Source organism: Alphaproteobacteria bacterium (assembly GCA_024244705.1).
Classification (GTDB): Bacteria; Pseudomonadota; Alphaproteobacteria; order JAAEOK01; family JAAEOK01; genus JAAEOK01.
The window spans coordinates 30,623-50,140 of the sequence record JAAEOK010000045.1; the positions used below are offsets into that span (position 1 = coordinate 30,623).

17 protein-coding genes are annotated in these 19,518 nt (G+C 60.1%); 11 read left to right on the forward strand and 6 right to left on the reverse strand.

Annotation, left to right across the window (positions count from 1 at the left end; all coding sequences use genetic code 11):
- Positions 1-117: 117 nt before the first annotated feature.
- The 5 genes from GY791_07195 to GY791_07215 all read left to right on the forward strand — a co-directional run bounded on the left by GY791_07195 (position 118) and on the right by GY791_07215 (position 5,228).
- Positions 118-1,227: an S-(hydroxymethyl)glutathione dehydrogenase/class III alcohol dehydrogenase gene (locus GY791_07195; GenBank protein ID MCP4328204.1), complete on the forward strand. Its 1,110-nt coding sequence runs from the start codon at positions 118-120 to the stop codon at positions 1,225-1,227.
- Between the two features lie 129 nt (positions 1,228-1,356).
- Positions 1,357-1,827 (forward strand): 4Fe-4S dicluster domain-containing protein, encoded by a 471-nt coding sequence (locus tag GY791_07200; protein MCP4328205.1) that lies wholly within the window; start codon positions 1,357-1,359, stop codon positions 1,825-1,827.
- Between the two features lie 34 nt (positions 1,828-1,861).
- Complete coding sequence (locus GY791_07205) at positions 1,862-3,700, forward strand: aldehyde ferredoxin oxidoreductase family protein (GenBank protein MCP4328206.1); 1,839 nt, start codon at positions 1,862-1,864, stop codon at positions 3,698-3,700.
- Between the two features lie 6 nt (positions 3,701-3,706).
- On the forward strand, positions 3,707-4,960 hold the full coding sequence (locus GY791_07210) for an NAD(P)/FAD-dependent oxidoreductase (GenBank protein MCP4328207.1): 1,254 nt from the start codon (positions 3,707-3,709) through the stop codon (positions 4,958-4,960).
- Between the two features lie 16 nt (positions 4,961-4,976).
- Entirely contained in the window at positions 4,977-5,228 is a 252-nt protein-coding gene (locus tag GY791_07215) for a MoaD/ThiS family protein (protein ID MCP4328208.1), read from the forward strand.
- A 23-nt stretch (positions 5,229-5,251) separates the two neighbouring features.
- On the opposite strand, the gene GY791_07220 is transcribed toward GY791_07215, so the two are convergent.
- From GY791_07220 to GY791_07240, 5 genes are all read right to left on the reverse strand, one after another.
- On the reverse strand, positions 5,252-6,361 hold the full coding sequence (locus tag GY791_07220; GenBank protein MCP4328209.1) for a mandelate racemase/muconate lactonizing enzyme family protein: 1,110 nt from the start codon (positions 6,359-6,361) through the stop codon (positions 5,252-5,254).
- The gene (locus GY791_07225; GenBank protein ID MCP4328210.1) at positions 6,358-7,458 is read right to left on the reverse strand and encodes a zinc-binding dehydrogenase; all 1,101 of its coding nucleotides are present in this window, start codon (positions 7,456-7,458) and stop codon (positions 6,358-6,360) included. The genes GY791_07220 and GY791_07225 overlap by 4 nt, the downstream gene beginning before the upstream one ends.
- Positions 7,459-7,472: 14 nt before the next feature.
- A complete protein-coding gene (locus GY791_07230) occupies positions 7,473-7,853 on the reverse strand; it encodes a 4-carboxymuconolactone decarboxylase (GenBank protein MCP4328211.1) in 381 nt (126 codons plus the stop codon).
- A gap of 69 nt (positions 7,854-7,922) precedes the next feature.
- The gene (locus GY791_07235; GenBank protein ID MCP4328212.1) at positions 7,923-9,242 is read right to left on the reverse strand and encodes an aspartate aminotransferase family protein; all 1,320 of its coding nucleotides are present in this window, start codon (positions 9,240-9,242) and stop codon (positions 7,923-7,925) included.
- Positions 9,243-9,259: 17 nt separating this feature from the next.
- Positions 9,260-11,683, reverse strand: a complete 2,424-nt coding sequence (locus tag GY791_07240) for an FAD-dependent oxidoreductase (GenBank protein MCP4328213.1) — start codon at positions 11,681-11,683, stop codon at positions 9,260-9,262.
- Between the two features lie 68 nt (positions 11,684-11,751).
- On the opposite strand from GY791_07240, the gene GY791_07245 reads away from it, so the two are divergent.
- The 3 genes from GY791_07245 (at position 11,752) to GY791_07255 (ending at position 15,159) form a co-directional block, all read left to right on the forward strand.
- Positions 11,752-12,651, forward strand: a complete 900-nt coding sequence (locus GY791_07245) for a MurR/RpiR family transcriptional regulator (GenBank protein MCP4328214.1) — start codon at positions 11,752-11,754, stop codon at positions 12,649-12,651.
- Positions 12,652-12,666: 15 nt separating this feature from the next.
- Positions 12,667-13,761: an aromatic ring-hydroxylating dioxygenase subunit alpha gene (locus GY791_07250; protein MCP4328215.1), complete on the forward strand. Its 1,095-nt coding sequence runs from the start codon at positions 12,667-12,669 to the stop codon at positions 13,759-13,761.
- A gap of 174 nt (positions 13,762-13,935) precedes the next feature.
- Positions 13,936-15,159: a glycosyltransferase family 4 protein gene (locus tag GY791_07255; GenBank protein ID MCP4328216.1), complete on the forward strand. Its 1,224-nt coding sequence runs from the start codon at positions 13,936-13,938 to the stop codon at positions 15,157-15,159.
- A gap of 16 nt (positions 15,160-15,175) precedes the next feature.
- On the opposite strand, the gene GY791_07260 is transcribed toward GY791_07255, so the two are convergent.
- Positions 15,176-16,147, reverse strand: coding sequence for a GlxA family transcriptional regulator (locus GY791_07260; protein ID MCP4328217.1), 972 nt, complete (start codon positions 16,145-16,147; stop codon positions 15,176-15,178).
- 123 nt (positions 16,148-16,270) lie between these two features.
- On the opposite strand from GY791_07260, the gene GY791_07265 reads away from it, so the two are divergent.
- The 3 genes from GY791_07265 to GY791_07275 all read left to right on the forward strand — a co-directional run bounded on the left by GY791_07265 (position 16,271) and on the right by GY791_07275 (position 19,516).
- Positions 16,271-17,158 (forward strand): 3-keto-5-aminohexanoate cleavage protein, encoded by an 888-nt coding sequence (locus GY791_07265; protein ID MCP4328218.1) that lies wholly within the window; start codon positions 16,271-16,273, stop codon positions 17,156-17,158.
- Between the two features lie 82 nt (positions 17,159-17,240).
- Positions 17,241-18,746 carry a carnitine 3-dehydrogenase gene (locus tag GY791_07270; GenBank protein MCP4328219.1) on the forward strand — a complete coding sequence of 502 codons (1,506 nt, stop codon included), beginning with the start codon at positions 17,241-17,243 and terminating at the stop codon, positions 18,744-18,746.
- On the forward strand, positions 18,743-19,516 hold the full coding sequence (locus GY791_07275) for an SDR family oxidoreductase (GenBank protein ID MCP4328220.1): 774 nt from the start codon (positions 18,743-18,745) through the stop codon (positions 19,514-19,516). Before GY791_07270 ends, GY791_07275 begins: the two co-directional genes overlap by 4 nt.
- Positions 19,517-19,518 lie beyond the last annotated feature (2 nt).

Sequence of the window (19,518 nt, forward strand, 5' to 3'; positions counted from 1 at the left end):
TTTCGTTACCATTTCCGGCGCGATGAATTCAATGTTGGCGCGAGGCGCGGCTTGCCTTCGACGCCACCTATTGCGAACATGTCGGGCAACGGAGATCACAAGAACGGGGAGGCAGAGATGGAATCCAGAGCCGCAGTCGCCTGGGAGGCGGGCAAGCCACTGTCGATCGAAACGGTGATGCTCGAAGGCCCGAAGGACGGCGAGGTGCTGGTCGAGATCAAGGCGACCGGAATATGCCACACCGACGAATTCACCTTGTCGGGGGCCGATCCGGAGGGCCTCTTTCCGGCGGTTCTTGGCCACGAAGGGGCGGGTATCGTCGTCGATGTCGGCCGCGGCGTTACCAGCGTCGCCAAGGGTGACCATGTGATCCCGCTTTATACGCCTGAATGCCGGCAATGCGAGTACTGCACCTCCGGCAAGACCAATCTGTGTCAGGCGATTCGCGTCACCCAGGGCCAGGGTGTGATGCCGGACGGAACGAGCCGATTCTCGATCGGTAGCGACAAGGTCTATCACTACATGGGCACGTCGACGTTCTCGAACTTCACGGTGTTGCCGGAAATCGCGGTGGCCAAGATCCGCGAGGACGCGCCGTTCGACAAGGTTTGCTATATTGGTTGCGGCGTAACCACCGGACTCGGCGCGGTGATGAATACCGCGAAAGTCGAACCGGGTGCGAACGTCGTCGTCTTTGGACTCGGCGGTATCGGGCTCAACGTTATCCAGGGAGCGCGCCTCGTCGGCGCCGATATGATCGTGGGCGTCGACCTCAATGCGACGAAGGCCCCGTTGGCGGAAAAATTCGGCATGACCCATTTCGTCAATCCGGCCGAAGTCGAGGGCGACCTGGTGCCGTATCTGGTCGATTTGACCAAAGGTGGGGCCGACTACTCGTTCGAGTGCATCGGCAATGTGGACGTCATGCGGACCGCCTTGGAATGCTGCCACAAGGGCTGGGGCGAGAGCATCATCATCGGCGTAGCCGGCGCCGGTCAGGAGATATCGACTCGCCCGTTTCAACTGGTGACGGGTCGGGTTTGGCGAGGCACCGCGTTCGGTGGCGCCAAGGGCCGCACACAAGTTCCCAAGATCGTCGACTGGTACATGGAGGGTAAGATCAATATCGACGATTTGATCACGCACACCATGCCCCTCGACGAAATCAATTCCGCCTTCGATCTCATGCACGCTGGCGAATCCATTCGCAGTGTAGCCACCTTCTGAGTGCGAAATCGGATGCCGATTCACGGCGGGAGCGTTGGAATAAAGTGAATACCGGTGCCAACTTCGTATAAGATGGCAAAGGCATGCAGAGTTGGGCCCGCGTCACGTTACCGAAGAAAGAGTTCGAATATGGAAAAGGCACTTCTCATCGACCCGGAGAAATGTACGAGCTGCCTGCAATGCGAGCTTGCGTGCTCGTTCGAGCACGAGGGCGTGTTCAATCCGGCCAAGTCGCGGATCAAGATTTTCGAATTCGAACACGGCGCCCGCGCCATTCCCTATACCTGCACCCAATGCGCGGAAGCCTGGTGCTTGCACGCCTGTCCGGTCGAGGCGCTGACCCGTAACCCGGCGACCAATGCGGTCGAGGTCAACGAAGACATTTGCGTCGGTTGCAAGGTGTGCACAATCGCCTGCCCATTCGGGACGGTGAATTACAATCAGGACAGCGGCAAGGTCATCAAATGCGATCTCTGCGGCGGCGACCCTGAATGCGCCAAGGCATGCCCGACCGATGCGATCACCTATGTCGATGCCAGTTGGACCGGCTATGAGCGAATGAAGGATTGGGCGGTTCGCGGTCATGGTCGGCCGGCCTAGTTCGGCGCGAGCCTGAGATAAAGGATAGCAAGCGATGAGTTGGCAAAGGAAAGTCCTTCGGGTCGATTTGAGCAAAATGACCCATGAAGTCGAGCCCCTGAACATGGACTGGGCCTTGGACTATATAGGCGAGCGCGGGTTGGCCACGAAGTACCTGTGGGAAAACATGGATCCGGCCACCGACGCGATGGATCCGGGCAATGTCCTGATCTTTGCGACCGGCCCATTGACCGGAACCATGGCGTCGACCAGCGGGCGCTATGCGGTTGTCACCAAGGGGCCCCTGACCGGCGCCATTGCGTGCTCCAACTCGGGCGGTAAATTCGGCGCCGAGTTGAAATTTGCCGGCTACGACCTGCTGATCATCGAGGGTCGCGCGCCGGGCCCGGTTTACCTTCACATCGTTGACGACAAGGTCGAGATTCTACCCGCCGATCAGATTTGGGGCACCACGGTATGGCATACCGAGGAATGGCTGAAAGCCCACCATCATGAGCCTCAGTTGAAGGTTGCGTCGATTGGCGTGGCCGGCGAATGCGGCGTACGGTACGCCTGCGTCGTCAACGACCTTCACCGCGCCGCCGGGCGTTCCGGCGTCGGTGCCGTCATGGGCTCGAAGAACCTCAAGGCGATCGCCGTGCGCGGCTCGGTCGGTGTCAGCGTCAATGATCCCAAGGCGTTCATGACCACTGTCCAGCGCGTGAACAAGATGCTCGCCGAGAGTCACGGCCGGATGGAACTGACCGAACTGGGCACCAACGCCATGATGGATGTCATGAACGAGTTCGGCGGGCTACCGACTCGCAACAATCAACAGGTGCAGTTCGAGGGGACGAGCAAGATCAACGCAACGGCCATGTTGGATACCCGAGACGATGGCCACAGAAACCTCGTTGCCAACAAGGCCTGTTTTGGCTGCACGATCGCCTGCGGACGTATCGCTCATATCCATCAAGGACATTTCACGGTCGTCAACCGCATGCAGTATTGGCATGCTTCGGGTGGGCTCGAATATGAGACCGCCTTCGCTTTCGGACCGCTGATCGGTGTCGACGACATCGACGCTTTGACCTTTGCCGGCTACCTCATGAACGAACATGGCATGGATCCGATTTCGTTCGGCGGCACGCTGGCCTCGGCCATGGAGCTGTTTGAGATGGGCGTCATCACCGTGGACGACACCGATGGGATTCCGCTCAATTTCGGCAACCCGGAAGCCCTTACCTTGATGGCGGAGAAGACCGGCACCTACGAGGGTTTCGGTCAGGTCCTGGGCTTGGGGTCCCGTTTGATGTGCGAAAAGTACGGCCACCCCGAGTTGTCGATGACCGTCAAGGGTCAGGAGTTTGCCGGCTATGACGGCCGTGCCCTGCAGGGCATGGGGCTCGGTTACGCGACCAGCAACCGCGGGGCCTGCCACCTCAAACATGCGGTCTTTTCGGAGGACATGGACGATCAGACCGGAAAGGGAAAGGCAAAGCCGTGCAAGGACTCCCAGGATCGGATCGCAGTCATCGATTCGACCGGGCTTTGTCTCTTTTCCGGTGAAGGTGGCTGGGATACCGAAGAATATCGCGAACTCCTCGATACGGCTTGCGAGGGGGATTGGACGACCGAACGGGTATTGGCGTGCGGCGAGCGGATCTGGAACTTGGAGCGGATGTTCAATCTCAAGGCCGGTCTCTCGAAGGCCGACGATACGCTTCCCCCGCGGATCTTGGAAACGCCGGCGCCATCCGGGACCGCCAAGGGGAAGGTCAGTCAGTTGGACATCATGCTGCCCGAATATTACGAGTACCGCGGCTGGAATAGTGATGGAGTGCCGACCAAGGACACTCTCGATCGGCTTGGTATTCAAGAGACCAAGGGGTAGCGAGCGGTGGAATACGTCGTCATCGGAACCGGACCTTCGGGGGTGATCGCCGCGGAAACACTGCGCCGCACCGACCCTTCCGGCCATGTGAGAATCCTCGGTGACGAAGTCGAACCACCTTATTCTCGGATGGCGTTACCCTATTTTCTGGCGGAAAACATCACCGAGAGCGGCACCTATTTGCGCCACGGAGAGGGTCACTACGACGCACTCGGCATCGCGGTCGAACAAGGGCGAGTAGCGAGAATTGCACCCGCCGAAAAGTCGATATCGTTGGAAGGTGGCGGGGAGGTCTCTTACGACCGGCTGCTGATCGCCACGGGCTCCCATGCGATTCGCCCTCCCATCCCGGGAATCGACCTGCCCGGGATCGAGAATTGCTGGACCCTCGACGATGGCCGTCGAATCGCCGCATCGACCTCGAAAGGGTCTCGCGTGTTGCTGTTGGGCGCCGGATTTATCGGATGCATCGTCTTGGAGGCGCTGGTGGCGCGTGGGGTCGAACTCACGTTGGTCGAGATGGAAGATCGCGTTGTTCCGCGCATGATGGACCACACCGGCGGCGATATGATCAAAACATGGTGCGAGTCCAAGGGCGTATCCGTTCGCACATCGACGCGCGTCACGGGCATCGAGAAATCGGGAGACGCCTTCGACGTGAGTTTTGACGGTGGTGACGGTGTTACGGTCGATGTTGTCGTCTGTGCAACGGGGGTGAAGCCGAATATCGCATTCCTCGAAGGAAGTGGGATCTCGACCGACGACGGTGTTTTGGTCGACCACCACCTGCAGACCAATGTCGATCATATCTACGCCGCCGGTGATGTCGCCCAAGGGCCGGAATTCTTCACCGGCAAGCAGGAAATTCATGCAATCCAGCCGACCGCTTCCGAACACGGTCGGATCGCCGCACTCAATATGGCCGGCCGCGAGACCTACTATCGTGGCAGCTTGTCGATGAACGTCCTGAACACACTGGGATTGATATCCAGTTCGTTCGGCTTGTGGATGGGGATCGAGGGCGGGAGCGAGGCGCGGGTCGCCGATGCCGAGCGCTCCCGTTATCTCAAGCTTGTGTTTCGCGACGATGTCATTGTCGGCGCGCTCGCCCTCGGCTTGACCCAGCATGTCGGCGTCATCCGCGGTTTGATGCAGGCGAAGACTGGGCTCGGGCACTGGAAGGAGAGGCTGATCAAGGACCCCTATCGGGTCATGGAAGCCTATCTTGCTCGCACCCAGGGCTCATCAAGCGGATATTGAGGGCGGTTCGGCCGCAATGCGAATCACCGTTCGGACCGGCGGAATACTCCACCGTTATCTCCCGGCAGGCAGTACAAACAACACCGCAGTGCTCGAGATCGAGGAGGGAGACGGGCCGCTTGACGTCCTTCGCAGGCTGGGATTTCCGGAGGGGCAACGGTTTCTGGTCACGGTGAATGGAATCTCGATTCCGACCACGGAACGCGAAGCGACCCGCTTGGCCGAATCAGACGATCTCGGGATTTTTCCCCCGCTTAAGGGCGGATAAGCACACCCGTCCCTTGACGATCTTTACGTGAATTGGGCGACCACGGGACCGAGTAGGTCCTCGGTTGGTGTCACCCCGATCCCAGGTGTATTCGGTGCGACCGCCACTCCGTCGATGTTGCGCGAGCCCTGTCCCGGGGCGATATCCACGGTAAGCATATCGTGGCACATCCAGGTCGCGCGACGGTGGGTCTCGGGGGTCGAATGGGCCAAATGGAGCGATCCCATGTCGGCCGAGACACTGCCTCCCGTTTCTTCGATGTTCATGCGCAGACCCACGGCGACGCAGAAATCGCGCATGCGCCGAGCCTTGGTGAGGCCGCCGACGCGATTGATCTTCAGCCCGATGAGCTCACAGGCTTGGTCCGTATGGGCGCGGACCAGATCGGCGAAGGTCTGAATCGATTCGTCGAGGATGATGGGTTGTCGCGTCCGGCGGCGCACGTTTAGACATTCGGCATAGGTCTCACACGGCTGCTCGAAATGCCCGCGACAATCTTCGACCGAATTCATCACCTGAATCGCCGTATCCGCCAGCCATGCCCGATTGACGTCGAAGGTGAGGGAGACGCCCGCGGCGCGGTTCTCGTCCAGCGCCCGGATACGCGCAACATCGAGCTCAACGTCGGTGCCGCCAACCTTCGGCGAATGAATTCGGTATCCCTTGGTATGTGCCGTCGCCATCGCGGCGACCATCTCTTCCGGTGTGCCGGTCGGCACGGAGCTGTGAAGGCGCACGGGTGTCTTTGTGCGGCCACCGAGGAGTTCGCAGACCGCCATGCCGGTCGATTGCCCTAAAATGTCCCAACATGCGATGTCGAGGGGCGACTTGGCGTAGGGATGGCCGGGCAGGGCGGAATCCATGGCCCGGTCGATGGCGTCGAAATGGCGCGGGTCCCTGCCGATCAAATACCCCGCAATTTCGGCGATCGCGGCACGCAGGCCGCCGCCGAACGCGGGCAGGTAGGTCGAGCCCCAAGGACAGCCTTCTCCCCAGCCGGTCAAACCGGTGTCGGTATCGATGGCGATGATCGTAGAATCGAGTTTTTCGAAAAGGAGACGGTCGCCGGAGAGGCGGTAAGGGTGGGTCAGCGGCAATGTGACCTGGTAGACCCGGATGCTTTCGATCCTCATCGGTCCGGCTTGGGCAGAACGGCGAAATTGCCCACATGCTTTTTGGCCAGAAATGCCTCCTGCGCCGCTTGCAAATCTTCCAAAGGCCATGTCCGGGCTAGCAGCGGCTTGATTTCGCCGCGTTCGATATAGCCGACGAGACGCGCGAATAGATCCGGCGGAACGATGGTCGCACCCAAGAATGTCAGGTTGTTGAGGTAGAACGGCCGAAGATCGAATTTGACGATCGGGCCGGCTATGGCTCCAGAGCACACATAGCGGCCGGCGCGGCGCAGGACTCCGATAATCTGCGGCCACAGTGGACCGCCCACAACATCCGCGACCACGTCGACCTGACTGCTGCCCATCGCGGACTTCAGATCACGACCCAGATCGTCCGGCGTTCGCGGTAGAACCGCCTCGGCGCCGATGGCGCGCACGTCGTCCGCCTTGCTTTCGCTGCACATCGCGATAGGCCGTGCTCCGCGGCGGCGCACCAGCTGAATCAGTGCCGATCCGACGCCGCCCGATGCTCCCGGGATAAGAACCGTTTCGCCGGCATCGACGCCGCTCATATGCAGCATGTTTTCGGCCGTGACATAGGATGTCGCAAAGGTCGCCAGCTCGGCGTCCGAATGTTGGCTATCGATCGGGTGCACATTCCGTGACGGTGCCGTCGTGTACTCGGCGAAGCCACCATCGCATTCGGATCCAAAATAGCCGGTGGCTTCCAGATTGCGCGGGTCGCTCCAGTCGCGCAACCACGTGTCGATCAGGACACGCTTGCCCATGAGGTCACCCGCCACGCCATCACCGAGCGCCACCACGCGACCGCAAACATCGGCGCCCTGGATGCGGGGGAAGTTGATACCAGCACCGCCCCAGTCGCCGCTGTCGTCATCCGCCTTATCGAACCCGGCGACGCCACCTTCGGCCGTCGTGCCAACCTCGACCGAGCTGGCGTACCAGCCCGTGCGGGTATTGATATCGGTGTTGTTCATCCCGCAGGCACCGACTTCGATAAGGACTTCCCCCGGACCGGCAGACGGCACAGGCCAGCTTTCGTGGAATTCGAGCTTGTCGAGTCCGCCGTGGCCGGTCAAGACCACCGCACGCATACGCTTCGGCGACACTAAGCCGCCTCCAGTTCGGCGAAAGCCCGTTTCGCGATCCGCATGCATTCGACACCGACCGGAACGCCGCAATAGATCGCGATGACATGAATGATCGCTTGCAGCTCATCTTTCGTGACGCCATTTTTTATTGCGCCCTTGAAATGCAGCTCCCATTCATGCATCCGGTTGAGGGCTGCAATCATGGTCAGGTTCATCATCGAACGGGTCTTATCGTCGATCCGATCGTCGCCCCAACATCCACCCCAGCAAAACTCGGTCAACATCTCCTGGAACGGGAGGCTGAATTCGTCGGCCTGGGCCAACATGTTGTCGACATATTCCGTCCCAAGGACCTGTTTTCGCTTGGCTAGGCCCTTTTCGAAGAGTTGCTTGTCCATCCTTGTCCTCCCTAATGCGATCCGCCTTAATAGTTGTACCGTCGCCGCATGTAAATCCGTGTGCCTGTCTCACGCGATCGCGGCACAGGATTCGTCGAGGGCGCTGACGGTTTCAGCCAAATCCTCATCCGTATTGACGACGGCGAGAAAGCGACGGACCCCGGGCAGCACGTAGATCCCGCGTCGCAGCAATTCGGTATCGAGGGCGACCATCCGCGCGCGGTCGCTGTTGAGGATGTCGATCTGATTGGCCGGTGGCCGTTCCATGAACAGGATCTGCCAAAACGAATTTGACCCGGCTACCAGCGCGGGAACGCGATGACGGTTGAGAACCTCCTGGAGTGCCGTCTTGTACCTCTCGGTCTTGTCGGCGAGATCCTTGTGCAATCCCGGCCGTTCCAATTCTTCGATCGTTGCCAGACCGGCCGCTGCGGCGACCGGATTGCCGTGCAACGTGCCGTTGATATAGGCGTAATCGGGCTTGTCCATATTGCGAGGACTCGTGTGGTCGAGGATTTCGGCCGGTCCGGCGACGCATCCCAGCGGGCCGCCACCGCCAACGATCTTGCCATAAGCTGCGAGGTCGGGCTGGACTCCGAAGTGTTCCTGGGCGCCGCCGAGGGCAAGGCGAAAACCGGTCACCACCTCGTCAAAGATGAGAAGAATACGATTTTCGTCGGCGATCCGGCGCAACCCTTCCAAGAAACCCGGCTCGGGGAAGATGATCCGCTGTATGGGCTCGACGATGATCGCAGCCAGATCGTCCTTGTGCGTCTTAGCGATTCCCTCGACCACGTCGAGATCGTTGTAGGGTGCGACCAGCATGGTGTCCTGAAGCGCCGACGGCACACCTCCGGAGCTTGCCGTCGCCTGGGGATAGTTGGCGGCCGACTTCGGAAACTGGCTGAACGAGGCGTAATCGTGATTACCGTGGTAGGCGCCCTCGAATTTCAGAACCATGTCCCGCCCCGTATAGGCCCGTGCAAGACGCAACGCATAAGCCGTCGCCTCGGACCCCGTCGTCGTAAAGGCGATCTTTTCGGCGCAGGGGATGGTGGCAACCAGTTTTTCGGACAGGGTAATCGCGATATTGGAAAGCGTTCCGAAAAAATGAATGCCATTCGCCACCTGCGCTTGAACAGCCGCCGTCACCGCCGGATGAGCGTGCCCCAAAATATTGGCGCCGGCGCCACCGACATAATCGATGTACCAGCGTCCATCGACGGATTGGACCCGCGAACCCTCACCACGCTCGATGACGAATCGTACCTCTTCGGGTAGGGAATAGCCGCCGAGACCGGCGCCGGGCAAGGTGCGCTCGGCGATTTCGTAATAGTCCGTCTGCGAATGAGCGAGCGCGGGGACAGGGGAGAGGGAAGTAGTGGTCATGATCGGTTCCCGTTTGGTCAGCTGCGTGGGCGCGAATTCCGGGGATCATAAGCGGGTTCGGCGAGAATCCGCGCCGGACGGCGTTCGCCGAGAATCATGACTTCGAGCTCGGCACCGGGTTCGGCCATGGCGGGATCCAGATAGGCGAAGGCGAGAGTCTCGCCGACATGATGGCCATAGCCGCCGGAACTGACGGCGCCGATCTTGTGGCCGTTCTTGAAGACCGCCTCCGAACCGTGGCAATCGGCATCTTCCGTGTCGATGGCCAGATAGGTACAGATCCAAGGCAGGTCGCCATTCATGCTCCGCTCCGTCGCGTTTCGGCCGATAAAATCCTTATCGAGTTTGACGAAGCGCATGACATCGGCTTCGGGCAACGTTACCTCGGTGGTCAATTCGTGGGCGCCCTTGAAGCCCTTCTCCAGGCGCATCGAATTCATCGCATAGGAGCCATAGTTGGCGATACCAAGCGAAGAACCGGCCTGCCACAGCGCATCATAGACCGCCGGCAACCGGTCCATCGGCATGTGGAGTTCCCAGCCGAGTTCCCCGGAATAGGACATTCGCAGCGCGCGCAACGGAGCGCCGGCAATCTCGACCGTCTGGGCGGTGAGCCACGGGAAGCTTTCATTATCCAGCGGCGCTTGACAGACCCGTCGCAGGACATCGCGGGCGAGCGGTCCCTGTAACGCAAGCGCGCCATAGATCTCGGACGCGTTGACGATCGATATCTCTTCATCGTCGTGCCTGTGCTGGTTGAGCCAATCGAAGACACGAAGCTCCGAAAAGGCGGCAAACACGAAATAGAATCGATCGTCGCCGATTTTGATCACTGTTGTTTCGGCTTCGATGGTGCCTTTTTCATTGAGGATATGGGTGAGCACCAAGCGTCCTGCCTTGACTGGCGTTCGATTGGCGATGACACGATCGACGAAAGTCCCAGCATCCGGCCCCGAGACCTCGATCTTCGCGAACGAGGATAGGTCCATAACACCGAGTCGATTGCGTACGGCATCGATCTCGCGAGCCACGCAATCGTGCCACACCGTGCGTCGGAACGAATGCATATCGCGCTGCGGAACGCCATCATGGGCGAACCAGCGCGGTCGCTCCCAGCCGAATATTTCCTCGTAAACCGCCCCTTCCGCCAGTAGTCGGTCATAGAGCGGGCTGGTCTTGACCGGCCGCCCCTCGGTTCGGTTGAGGCCCGGGAACGGAATCTCGTGGCGAAGCAGATAGTCTTCCTTCGCCTTTGCGACCGCATAGCCGGCGTCGGCAAAATCGCCGTAGCGACGCGGGTCGAATTCGCGCATGTTGATCTCCGCCGCCCCATGGACCATCCATTGCGCCAGGAACTTGCCGGCACCGGGCCCCCAGGCGATGCCGATCTGGGATCCGCAGCAGCACCAGAAATCGCAAAGACCGGGAGCCGGGCCGAGCAGCATATTCCCGTCCGGCGGGTGGGTGATGGCGCCGTGAACCGCCCGCTTGATACCCTTGTCGGCGAGCACCGGCATGCGTTCGAGCGCATTTTCGAGCCATGGCGAGATGCGGTCATAGTCGGGCTCGAACAGTTCGTGTTCCGCCTCCCATGGCGTCCCTTCGAGCCACACCGTGTTCGGATTGGCTTTCTCGTAAATACCGATCAGCCCCGACTTCTGCTCCATGCGGACATAGCCCGAAACCATGCGATCGTCGCGGACGACGGGCAGTTCATGATCAAGGCCTTCGAATTCGGTAACCGTGTCGGTAACCAGGTAGTGGTGGGTCATGCAGGTAATCGGCAGGTTCAGTCCGACCCAGGCGCCGATCTGCTTGGCGTAGGTTCCGCCGGCGTTGACGACGATCTCGCAGGCAATTTCGCCCTGTTCGGTCGAGACACGCCATCCGCCGTCGGGCCGCTTGGCGATATTCGTGACGCGATTGTGACGGATGATCTTTGCGCCGAGATTGCGCGCACCGCGCGCCAGAGCATGGGTCGCGCCGGCCGGGTCGACATGACCGTCGGCCGGTGTGTGTAGCGCAGCGCGGACGCCCTCCAGGTTATAGAATGGGTGGAGCGCTCGAATCTCGTCGACGCCAATAATCTCCATCGGATGATCGAGTGTCGCGCCGACGCTCATCGTATGTTTCAGCCAATCGAGTTCGTCCGCGGTATAGGCCAGACGCAGCGATCCGCAGTCATGAAAGCTGACCGATTGCTCGGTTTCCTCTTCGATGCGTTTATAAAGTTCGATGCCGTAACCGGCCATCTTGCCGAGGGCGTAGCTCGAGGTCGAATGCGTGATCTGGCCGGCGGCATGCCAGGTCGAGCCTGAGGTCAGCTCGGCCTTTTCGATCAAGACGCAGTCGTGCCACCCTTCCTTGGCCAGGTGGTAGAGCAGACTGCAGCCCATGATTCCGCCGCCGACGATGACCACCCTGGCATGGCTTGGGACCATAGGATCTGCCTCGACCCAGTTCCGAATTCTCTGGACAGGTTTATGGGACAATCATACAATAGTCAACAATGAATGATACGGATGTACCATACACCGGTGACCCTCATCTGACCGCACCGGTTCTTGGTCGGATCGTCGATGGTCTGTCGGCGATGAGCCCGCAACTGCGCAAAGCCGCGCAGTACGTCCTCGACAATCCGACCGATGTGGGTGTGAGCTCGATCCGCGAAATCGCGATTGCGGCCCAAGTCAAGCCGAATACGCTGGTTCGCATGGCGCGCGCCGTCGGTTTTGATGGTTACGACGACATGCGCGCGCCGTTCCGCGAGGCGTTGAGGACGGGCCGGGAATCGTTTCCTGACCGGGCTCGCTGGCTGCAGTCGATAGCGAGAGGGGAGCGGTTTGGTGGCCTCATGCGCGATATGGCGGCGTCCGTGCTGGCCAATGTCGAGGCGTTGTACGCCGGTATCGACGCCGCCGCGATGAAGGGAGCCGCCGATCGCATCGTCGCCGCGCGGCATACCTATGTGCTGGGACTCGGAGTCTCTCATGCACTGGCTCACAACATCGCCTATCTAGCCCACATGGCGCTTGACAGCGTTACGGCTATCCCCCGCGATGGCAGCCTGCCGGTCGACGATCTCGTCACCGCCGGTCGGCACGACGTCTTGATCGCCATGACCTTTGCACCATACCGAAGCGAAGTCGTATCAGCCGTCGAGATGGCGAAAGAACAAGGCATGGCGATCATTGCCGTGACCGATAGCCTGGGGTCCCCGATCGCGCTTGGCGCCGATCATGCATTCGTGGTCCCGACCGAAACGCCACAATTCTTCACCTCCACGGTCGCCGCCGCGGCTTTGCTCGAAACCCTGGTCGCATTCGTCGTCGCGGAGGCCGGTACCGGCGCCGTTCGCAACATCGAGCGGATGCACGACCGCCGCCAACGGCTCGGCGTGTACTATTAGCGTTGGGACTGGATTATGAACCGCAAGGCAGGCGCCGCGAAGACCGATGGGCTGATCCGCGGACTCGAACCGGCCTACTACACGGATCCGGCGATTTTCGAACGCGAGAGAGAGCGTATCTTCTATCGCACCTGGCAGCACGCGTGCCATGTCAGCGACGTCGAATCCTCCGGCGACTATGTGGTCTTCGAAATCGCCGACCAAAGCCTCTTCGTTATTCGCGACGGTGAGGGTGGTCTGCGCTGCTTCTATAATGTCTGCCAGCATCGCGCCCACCATTTGTTGCAGGGCGCCGGCACCTGCCGCAAGATCGTTTGCCCCTATCATGCCTGGGCCTATGAGCTCGACGGCCGTCTTGTCGGTGCTCCCAATTCAAAAGCCGTACCGGGTTTTGATGTTAGTGAGATATGTCTATCCGAAGTCGGGCTGGAGGTGTTTTGCGGATTTGTCTTCGTCAATCTCGATCGAAACGCCGCGCCCATGGATATGTGGTATCCGGGTGCGCGCGCAGCATTGCAGGCACGGGTCCCCAAGGTCGACCAATACAGCCCCATATGGACACATGAGGCGGAGGAGCTCTGCAACTGGAAAGTCGCGGTTGAAAACTACAACGAGTGCTATCACTGCAAGCACGTGCACCGCGCCTTCACCACCGGCGTTATCGATCCGTTATCGGTCGATATCGTCCCGGATGGGTACACCCTGAGACATAGCGGCCGCGCCGCCGTTGGCGACTCGGTTGCCTACGAATTCGACGATGCGGCCTATGGAGCGATCTATTTCTGGCCCACCATGTCGGTGCAGATCTACCCTGGCAGGGTCGTTAACACGTACTATTGGAGAACAAATACATACGATTTAACAATAGTATATAGGAGTTGGTTAACGCTAAATGGAAACTCGGATCCTGAAACAATGGGGATCGCGGAAATCGATCGCGACACGACTTTCGCCGAGGACATACCGCTGGTCAATTCGGTCCAGCGCGGCTTGGCCAGCCGCGGTTACCGGCCGGGTCCCCTGATCATCGATCCGGCCGGTGGGGTGGCCAGCGAACTGTCGGTGCACACTTTTCACAACTGGGTCCGCGAGGCTTTGGACGAGGCCTAATCTTCGGCAAAGTGTTTCGAAAAATCGAGGGTAACCGCGCGTCGAATTGTCGACATGGACTCGGACGCGCATCTCGGGCAGAGCCAGTCGTCAAAGGGGAAATGAAATTGCCGGAATTCGAGGCATGAAATCTTGTCGCCAGCGAGACCGGCACCGCAGGTTCGAGCCGGCGCGATGAGTAAATTCGACCCACTGGATATACTCTTTGTCGGCGCGGTGAGACCGTCAATTGACGGCGACGCGGTCTGCGGCACCGAACTCATCAACATTCTCGCGCAACGAGGGCATCGTGTTCGTGCGGTGGCGCCGCGGTCGCAGTCGGCCGGCGATGACGATTTGGCGAACGATGCCGAGCTTCATCCTGGGGTCTTGCTTGAGCGCTTGAGGTCGGACGCGATCGAATTGATCTATGCACCGTCCTGGTTAATATACGAGGCCTGCCAAGCAGAGATCGAAGCCACGCTGCGCCGATTGATAACCGTACGCCAACCGGATGTGCTCATGGTCGGGTCCCCGCGCTGCGCAGCCGGGGTCGGTGAGATTGCCGAACGGGTTGGGATCCCATGGCTTTGTTGGGCCCATGGCGAGTTCGAGACGGCCGACATAGACGGGTTCGACTCCACCATACGAGACCGGATCTCGACGGAAGTGATCACGGCCGATCGCGTTGTCTCCTGCGCCCGACACCATGGCGAATGGCTGGCGAGGCGGGGATTCACACGGATCACCACTATCCCCAACGGGATCGACGTTGCGAATTTTGCTCCGGCGCCGAAAAACCTAGAGCTGTTGGCACAAATGAGCCTCAACTCCGACCAAATTGTAATCGGTCATATTTCGCGACTGGACGAAAACAAGCGTCCACGCGATATCATCCGGTCCGCGGCGAACGTGGCCCGAAGCGAGCCCCGGATTCGTTACGTCATCGTGGGCGGGCGGGCGCAAATTCCCGCGCTTAGGGAAGATTGTCGACGGAACGCCGTCGACGACAAATTCCGCTTCATCGAATGGCAGGACTATTCGCGCATACCCGATCTTGTTCGCCTTGCGGACATAATGGTCATGCCGTCATCCATCGAGTGCATGAACCGTGTCTATTTGGAAACCCAGGCCAGTGGGCGGGTCTTGCTCGCCAGCGACATCGTGGCCGCACGCGAGGTTGTGGTGGACGATCGGACGGGCGTTCTGTTTCGTGCCGGGGACATCGCCGACCTCACAGCCAAGATTGTCTCGCTGGCAAGAGATGCCAAGCGCCGTGAGCGTATTGGAAAATCGGCGCGCGCTTATGCCGAATCGGCACACGACATCCAATCCACCGCGACGCGCTTCGAATATGTGCTGGCCGAGATTGCCGAAAACAGGAAACGCGACCCGGCAATCGCCCACGCATCGGCCTGAGACTTTCGATCTTGCCCTAAGGCCGCCGTGCCGCCGTCGGCGAAAGGTTGAAACGGGCCCGGAAGGCGCGGGCCAAAGCCGAGGCGGAATTGAACCCGCAGCGCACGGCGATTTCGGCCACCGTCCATTTGGTTTGACGCAACATGCGGTGAGCGAGCCGAAGCCTGAGATCCAGGTAATATCGCATCGGCGTTGTCATGAGATATTTCTTGAACAGCCGCTCCAGGTCACGCTGATTGGCGTCGACCCGCCTCGCGATGTTCGCCACGGTGACCGGTTCCTCGATCTGCGATTCCATGAGCTCGATTGCCCTGGCTAGTGGCGGGCTGCTGATCTCGAGCTGTTGGATGGACACACTGTGCTGAGGATCGGTCGACGGCATGTCATGGCCGTAGATGAGCTGGCCCGCCGTGTCGAGTGCCAGGCGGAGGCCGTGCTGCACGCGTACCAAATGGAGCATGAGATCGAGACTCGTCGTCCCGCCGCCGGCCGTAAACCGATTGCGGTCGATCACGTAGCGATCGGGCAACACCTCGACATTCGGGAATGCCTCGCCGAAGGTGGTGAGATCTTCCCAATGTATGGTCGCCTTGTAGCCATCGAGCAGACCGGCTCTCGCCAGGATATGGCTGCCGGTGTCGAGGCCGCCGAATTGCGTGCCGCGGCGCGACAGGTGCCGAAGTATTCCAATCAGGCGAGGCGTACACGCGTGGTCCGGGTTGAAGCTCGCGATGACGAACAATACTGGTGGACATGCCGCGGTGGTCAGCGGTCCGTCGACCGCAATCCGAAATCCGCTGCTGGCCGCAACGCTTTCGCCTTCCGTTGTGTACAAGCGCCAGCGATAAAGCGCTTGATCCGCCATCCGGTTGGTTGCCCGCAAGGGCTCGAGCGTCGACGCAAAGCAGATATTGGAGAATTCCGGAACCAGCAAGAATCCGATTTCTTGGAAGGGATTGCTTGGTGTGCCATCGAATAGATGGGTCATTTTGCGAAAACCGTATAAGTGCCGCCCAAAACTGTATCAAATTACCACCGGATCGTCGGTACCATATCCAAGAAATACGAGCCAGCGCCGACTTGCGCTGCGGCCGTTTTGCGAGGAGACGATATGAACTGGGATGTCTTCATTACCTGCGCCGTCACCGGTGCCGGCGATACGTTCGGCAAACACCCCGATCTTCCGGTAACCCCGGCACAGATCGCATCGGCGGCGCTCGAGGCGGCAAGTGCCGGCGCGGCCATCGCGCATTGCCATGTGCGTGATCCGGCGACCGGGCAGGGAAGTCGAGACGTCGCGCTCTACCGGGAAGTCGTCGAGCGCATTCGAGAAAGCGATACGGATGTGGTGATCAACTTGACTGCCGGCATGGGCGGCGACCTCTATGTCGGCACCGAAGGGGTCAAGGATACGCCGGCGGATGGAACCGACCTTGTGGGCCCAATCGAGCGCCTAGCCCATATCGAGGAATTGACGCCGGAGATTTGCACGTTGGATTGCGGGAGTCTCAATTTCGGCGATGGCAGCATGGTCTATATTTCCCCGCCGTCATATCTTCGGAAGGGCGCTCAGCGGATTCGGGAATTGGGCGTCAAACCGGAGCTTGAAATCTTCGATACCGGTCATCTGTGGTTTGTCAATCAGATGGTCTCGGAGGGTCTCGTCGATGCTCCGCCGATGATTCAGCTTTGCCTCGGGATCCCCTATGGTGCACCGGCGGACACGACGACAATGAAATCGATGGTCGACAATCTGCCGACCGATTGCGTGTGGAGCGGTTTCGGCATCGGCCGCATGCAGATGCCGATGGTGGCCCAGGCCGCGCTGCTTGGCGGCAATGTCCGTGTCGGCCTCGAAGACAATCTGTATCTCGAACGCGGTGTGTTCGCATCAAACGGTCAGCTCGTCGAAAAGGCGCAGGCAATTCTCGAACGCATGGGTGCGAACGTGCTGACACCGGATCAGGCGCGTCAGAAGCTGGGCTTGCGCAAGACCTGACCAGGATTGGGCACGGGAATGCAGTCGCTCGATAGCGGGTCCGGCAGCTCGGCGCAGACAAACCGTCGGAATGGGGGTGTGGATGACCGCGAATAGGGTCGAGAAAGTCGCCGTCGTCGGTACCGGCGTCATCGGGGCCGGTTGGGCGGCGCGGCTGTTGCATTTCGGTATCGATGTGGTCGCCGCGGATCCGGCGCCGGGCGCAGAAGATCGGCTGCGGGCAAGTGTCGCCAACGCCGAGCCGGCGCTCGCGAAACTAACCCTGGTTCCGATCGGCAAGAAGGGCACGCTAGAATTCGTAAATGACCTGAAAGACGCAGTAGAAGATGCTGATCTTATTCAAGAAAGTGCCTCCGAAAATGAGGCCCTCAAACGCGATCTCTTAGCCCAGGTCAGTCGTGCGGCGCGGCCGGACGCGATAATCGCGTCGAGCTCGTCGGGCCTTTTGCCGAGCCGTATTCAAGCCGATTGCGTCAATCCGGCGCGGGTCCTTATCGGACACCCTTTCAATCCGGTTTACCTACTTCCGCTTGTCGAGTTGGTCGGTGGTGAACAGACCTCCGGACAGACCATCGAGCAGGCGACCGAGTTCTATCGCGCAATCGGCATGCATCCGCTCCATGTTCGCAACGAGATCGAAGGCTATATTTCGGACCGTCTGCAAGAGGCTCTGTGGCGGGAGGCGCTTCACCTCGTCAACGACGGTGTCGCGACCACCGACGAGATCGACCAGGCGGTCATCTACGGTCCGGGCCTACGCTGGGCGTTCATGGGTACATGTCTGACATTTCACCTTGCGGGTGGCGAGGAGGGAATGCGCCACATGTTGCGGCAATTTGGACCGGCGCTGAAACTGCCGTGGACGAAGCTCGAAGCGCCCGACCTGACGGATCGGCTGGTCGATCGTATGGTCGAGCAGACCCAAGAGCAGGCTGAGTCGAAGTCGATCCGCGAACTCGAACAACTGCGCGACGATTGCCTCGTCGCCATAATGCAGTCACTGCGAGAGTTCGACTATGCGTCGGGACGGACCTTGAACGCCCAGGATCGGCGGCTCTATCGGGGCATGAATTTTCGTCGATTCGATGCAAAAGACGATTTCTCGGCGCCGTTGCGCCTGCATGAAGCCTTCGTTCGTCCTGAATGGGTGGATTATAACGGCCACATGACCGAATCGCGATACCTGCAGATCTTCGGTGATGCCTCTGACGCCCTGTTCCGATTTGTCGGCGTCGACGACGACTATCACGCCCGGGGGTTTTCCTACTATACGGTCGAAACCCATATCATGAACCTGCGCGAGGTGGCGGCCAACGAGCCGCTCTACGTCACCACCCAAATCTTGGGCGTCGACGAGAAGCGGCTCCATTTTTTCCATTCCATGCATCATGCCGACAGCGATGAAAATTTGGCGACGGCGGAGCAAATGGTTCTCCATGTCGACATGGAGGCCGGCAAGACCTGTCCGGCGCCGGCCGATGTCCTCGAGAAACTGCAAGCGATTTTTGAAGGCCATCGTGATATCGCGCCGCCCTCGGCAGCGGGCCGCTCGGTCGGCGCGGCAAAGACACGGACGTTGAGCGCATGACCGCGTCAGCCGCGCGGGTGCTGGTCACCGCGGGCGCGTCGGGTATCGGACGGGCCATTTCAGAGGCGTTTCTGGCTGAGGGCGCGTTGGTGCATATATGCGATATCGACGAAAAGGTTCTGCGTGAGTTTTGCGGCCAACACAACCGACTCGAAGGGTCGGTAGTCGATGTCGCAAACGCCGATGACGTGGACACGCTACTCGACGATTTCCTTGTTCGCCAGGGCGGTATCGATGTCCTCGTCAATAATGCTGGTGTCGCCGGCCCGACGGCACCGGTCGAAGCGATTTCCTACGCCGATTGGCGGCATTGCCTGGCGGTTAACTTGGACGCGGCCTATTTGTGCGCACGCCGCGCCGCGCCGAGCATGAAGGCGCAGGGCGCGGGATCGATTGTCAACATTTCTTCGACCGCCGGTTTCATGGGCTATCCTTTGCGGACACCGTATGCCGCGGCCAAATGGGCGTTGATCGGGCTCACGAAGTCCTTGGCCATGGAACTCGGACCCTATGGTATTCGCGTAAACGCGGTTTGTCCGGGACCAGTTCAGGGCGACCGCATGCAAAGAATTATTGCGTCCGAGGCCGAGGCCACCGGCAAGGATGTAGAGGAGGTTGCGGCTGCGTATGTGCGGAGCACGTCGTTGCGCACTTTCATCGAGGCCGCAGATATCGCGGCGACGGTATCGTTTCTTTGTTCACCGGCCGGAGCGAAGATCACGGGACAGGCGGTTCCCGTCGACGGCCACACTGAAAGCCTTACGGGATAGGA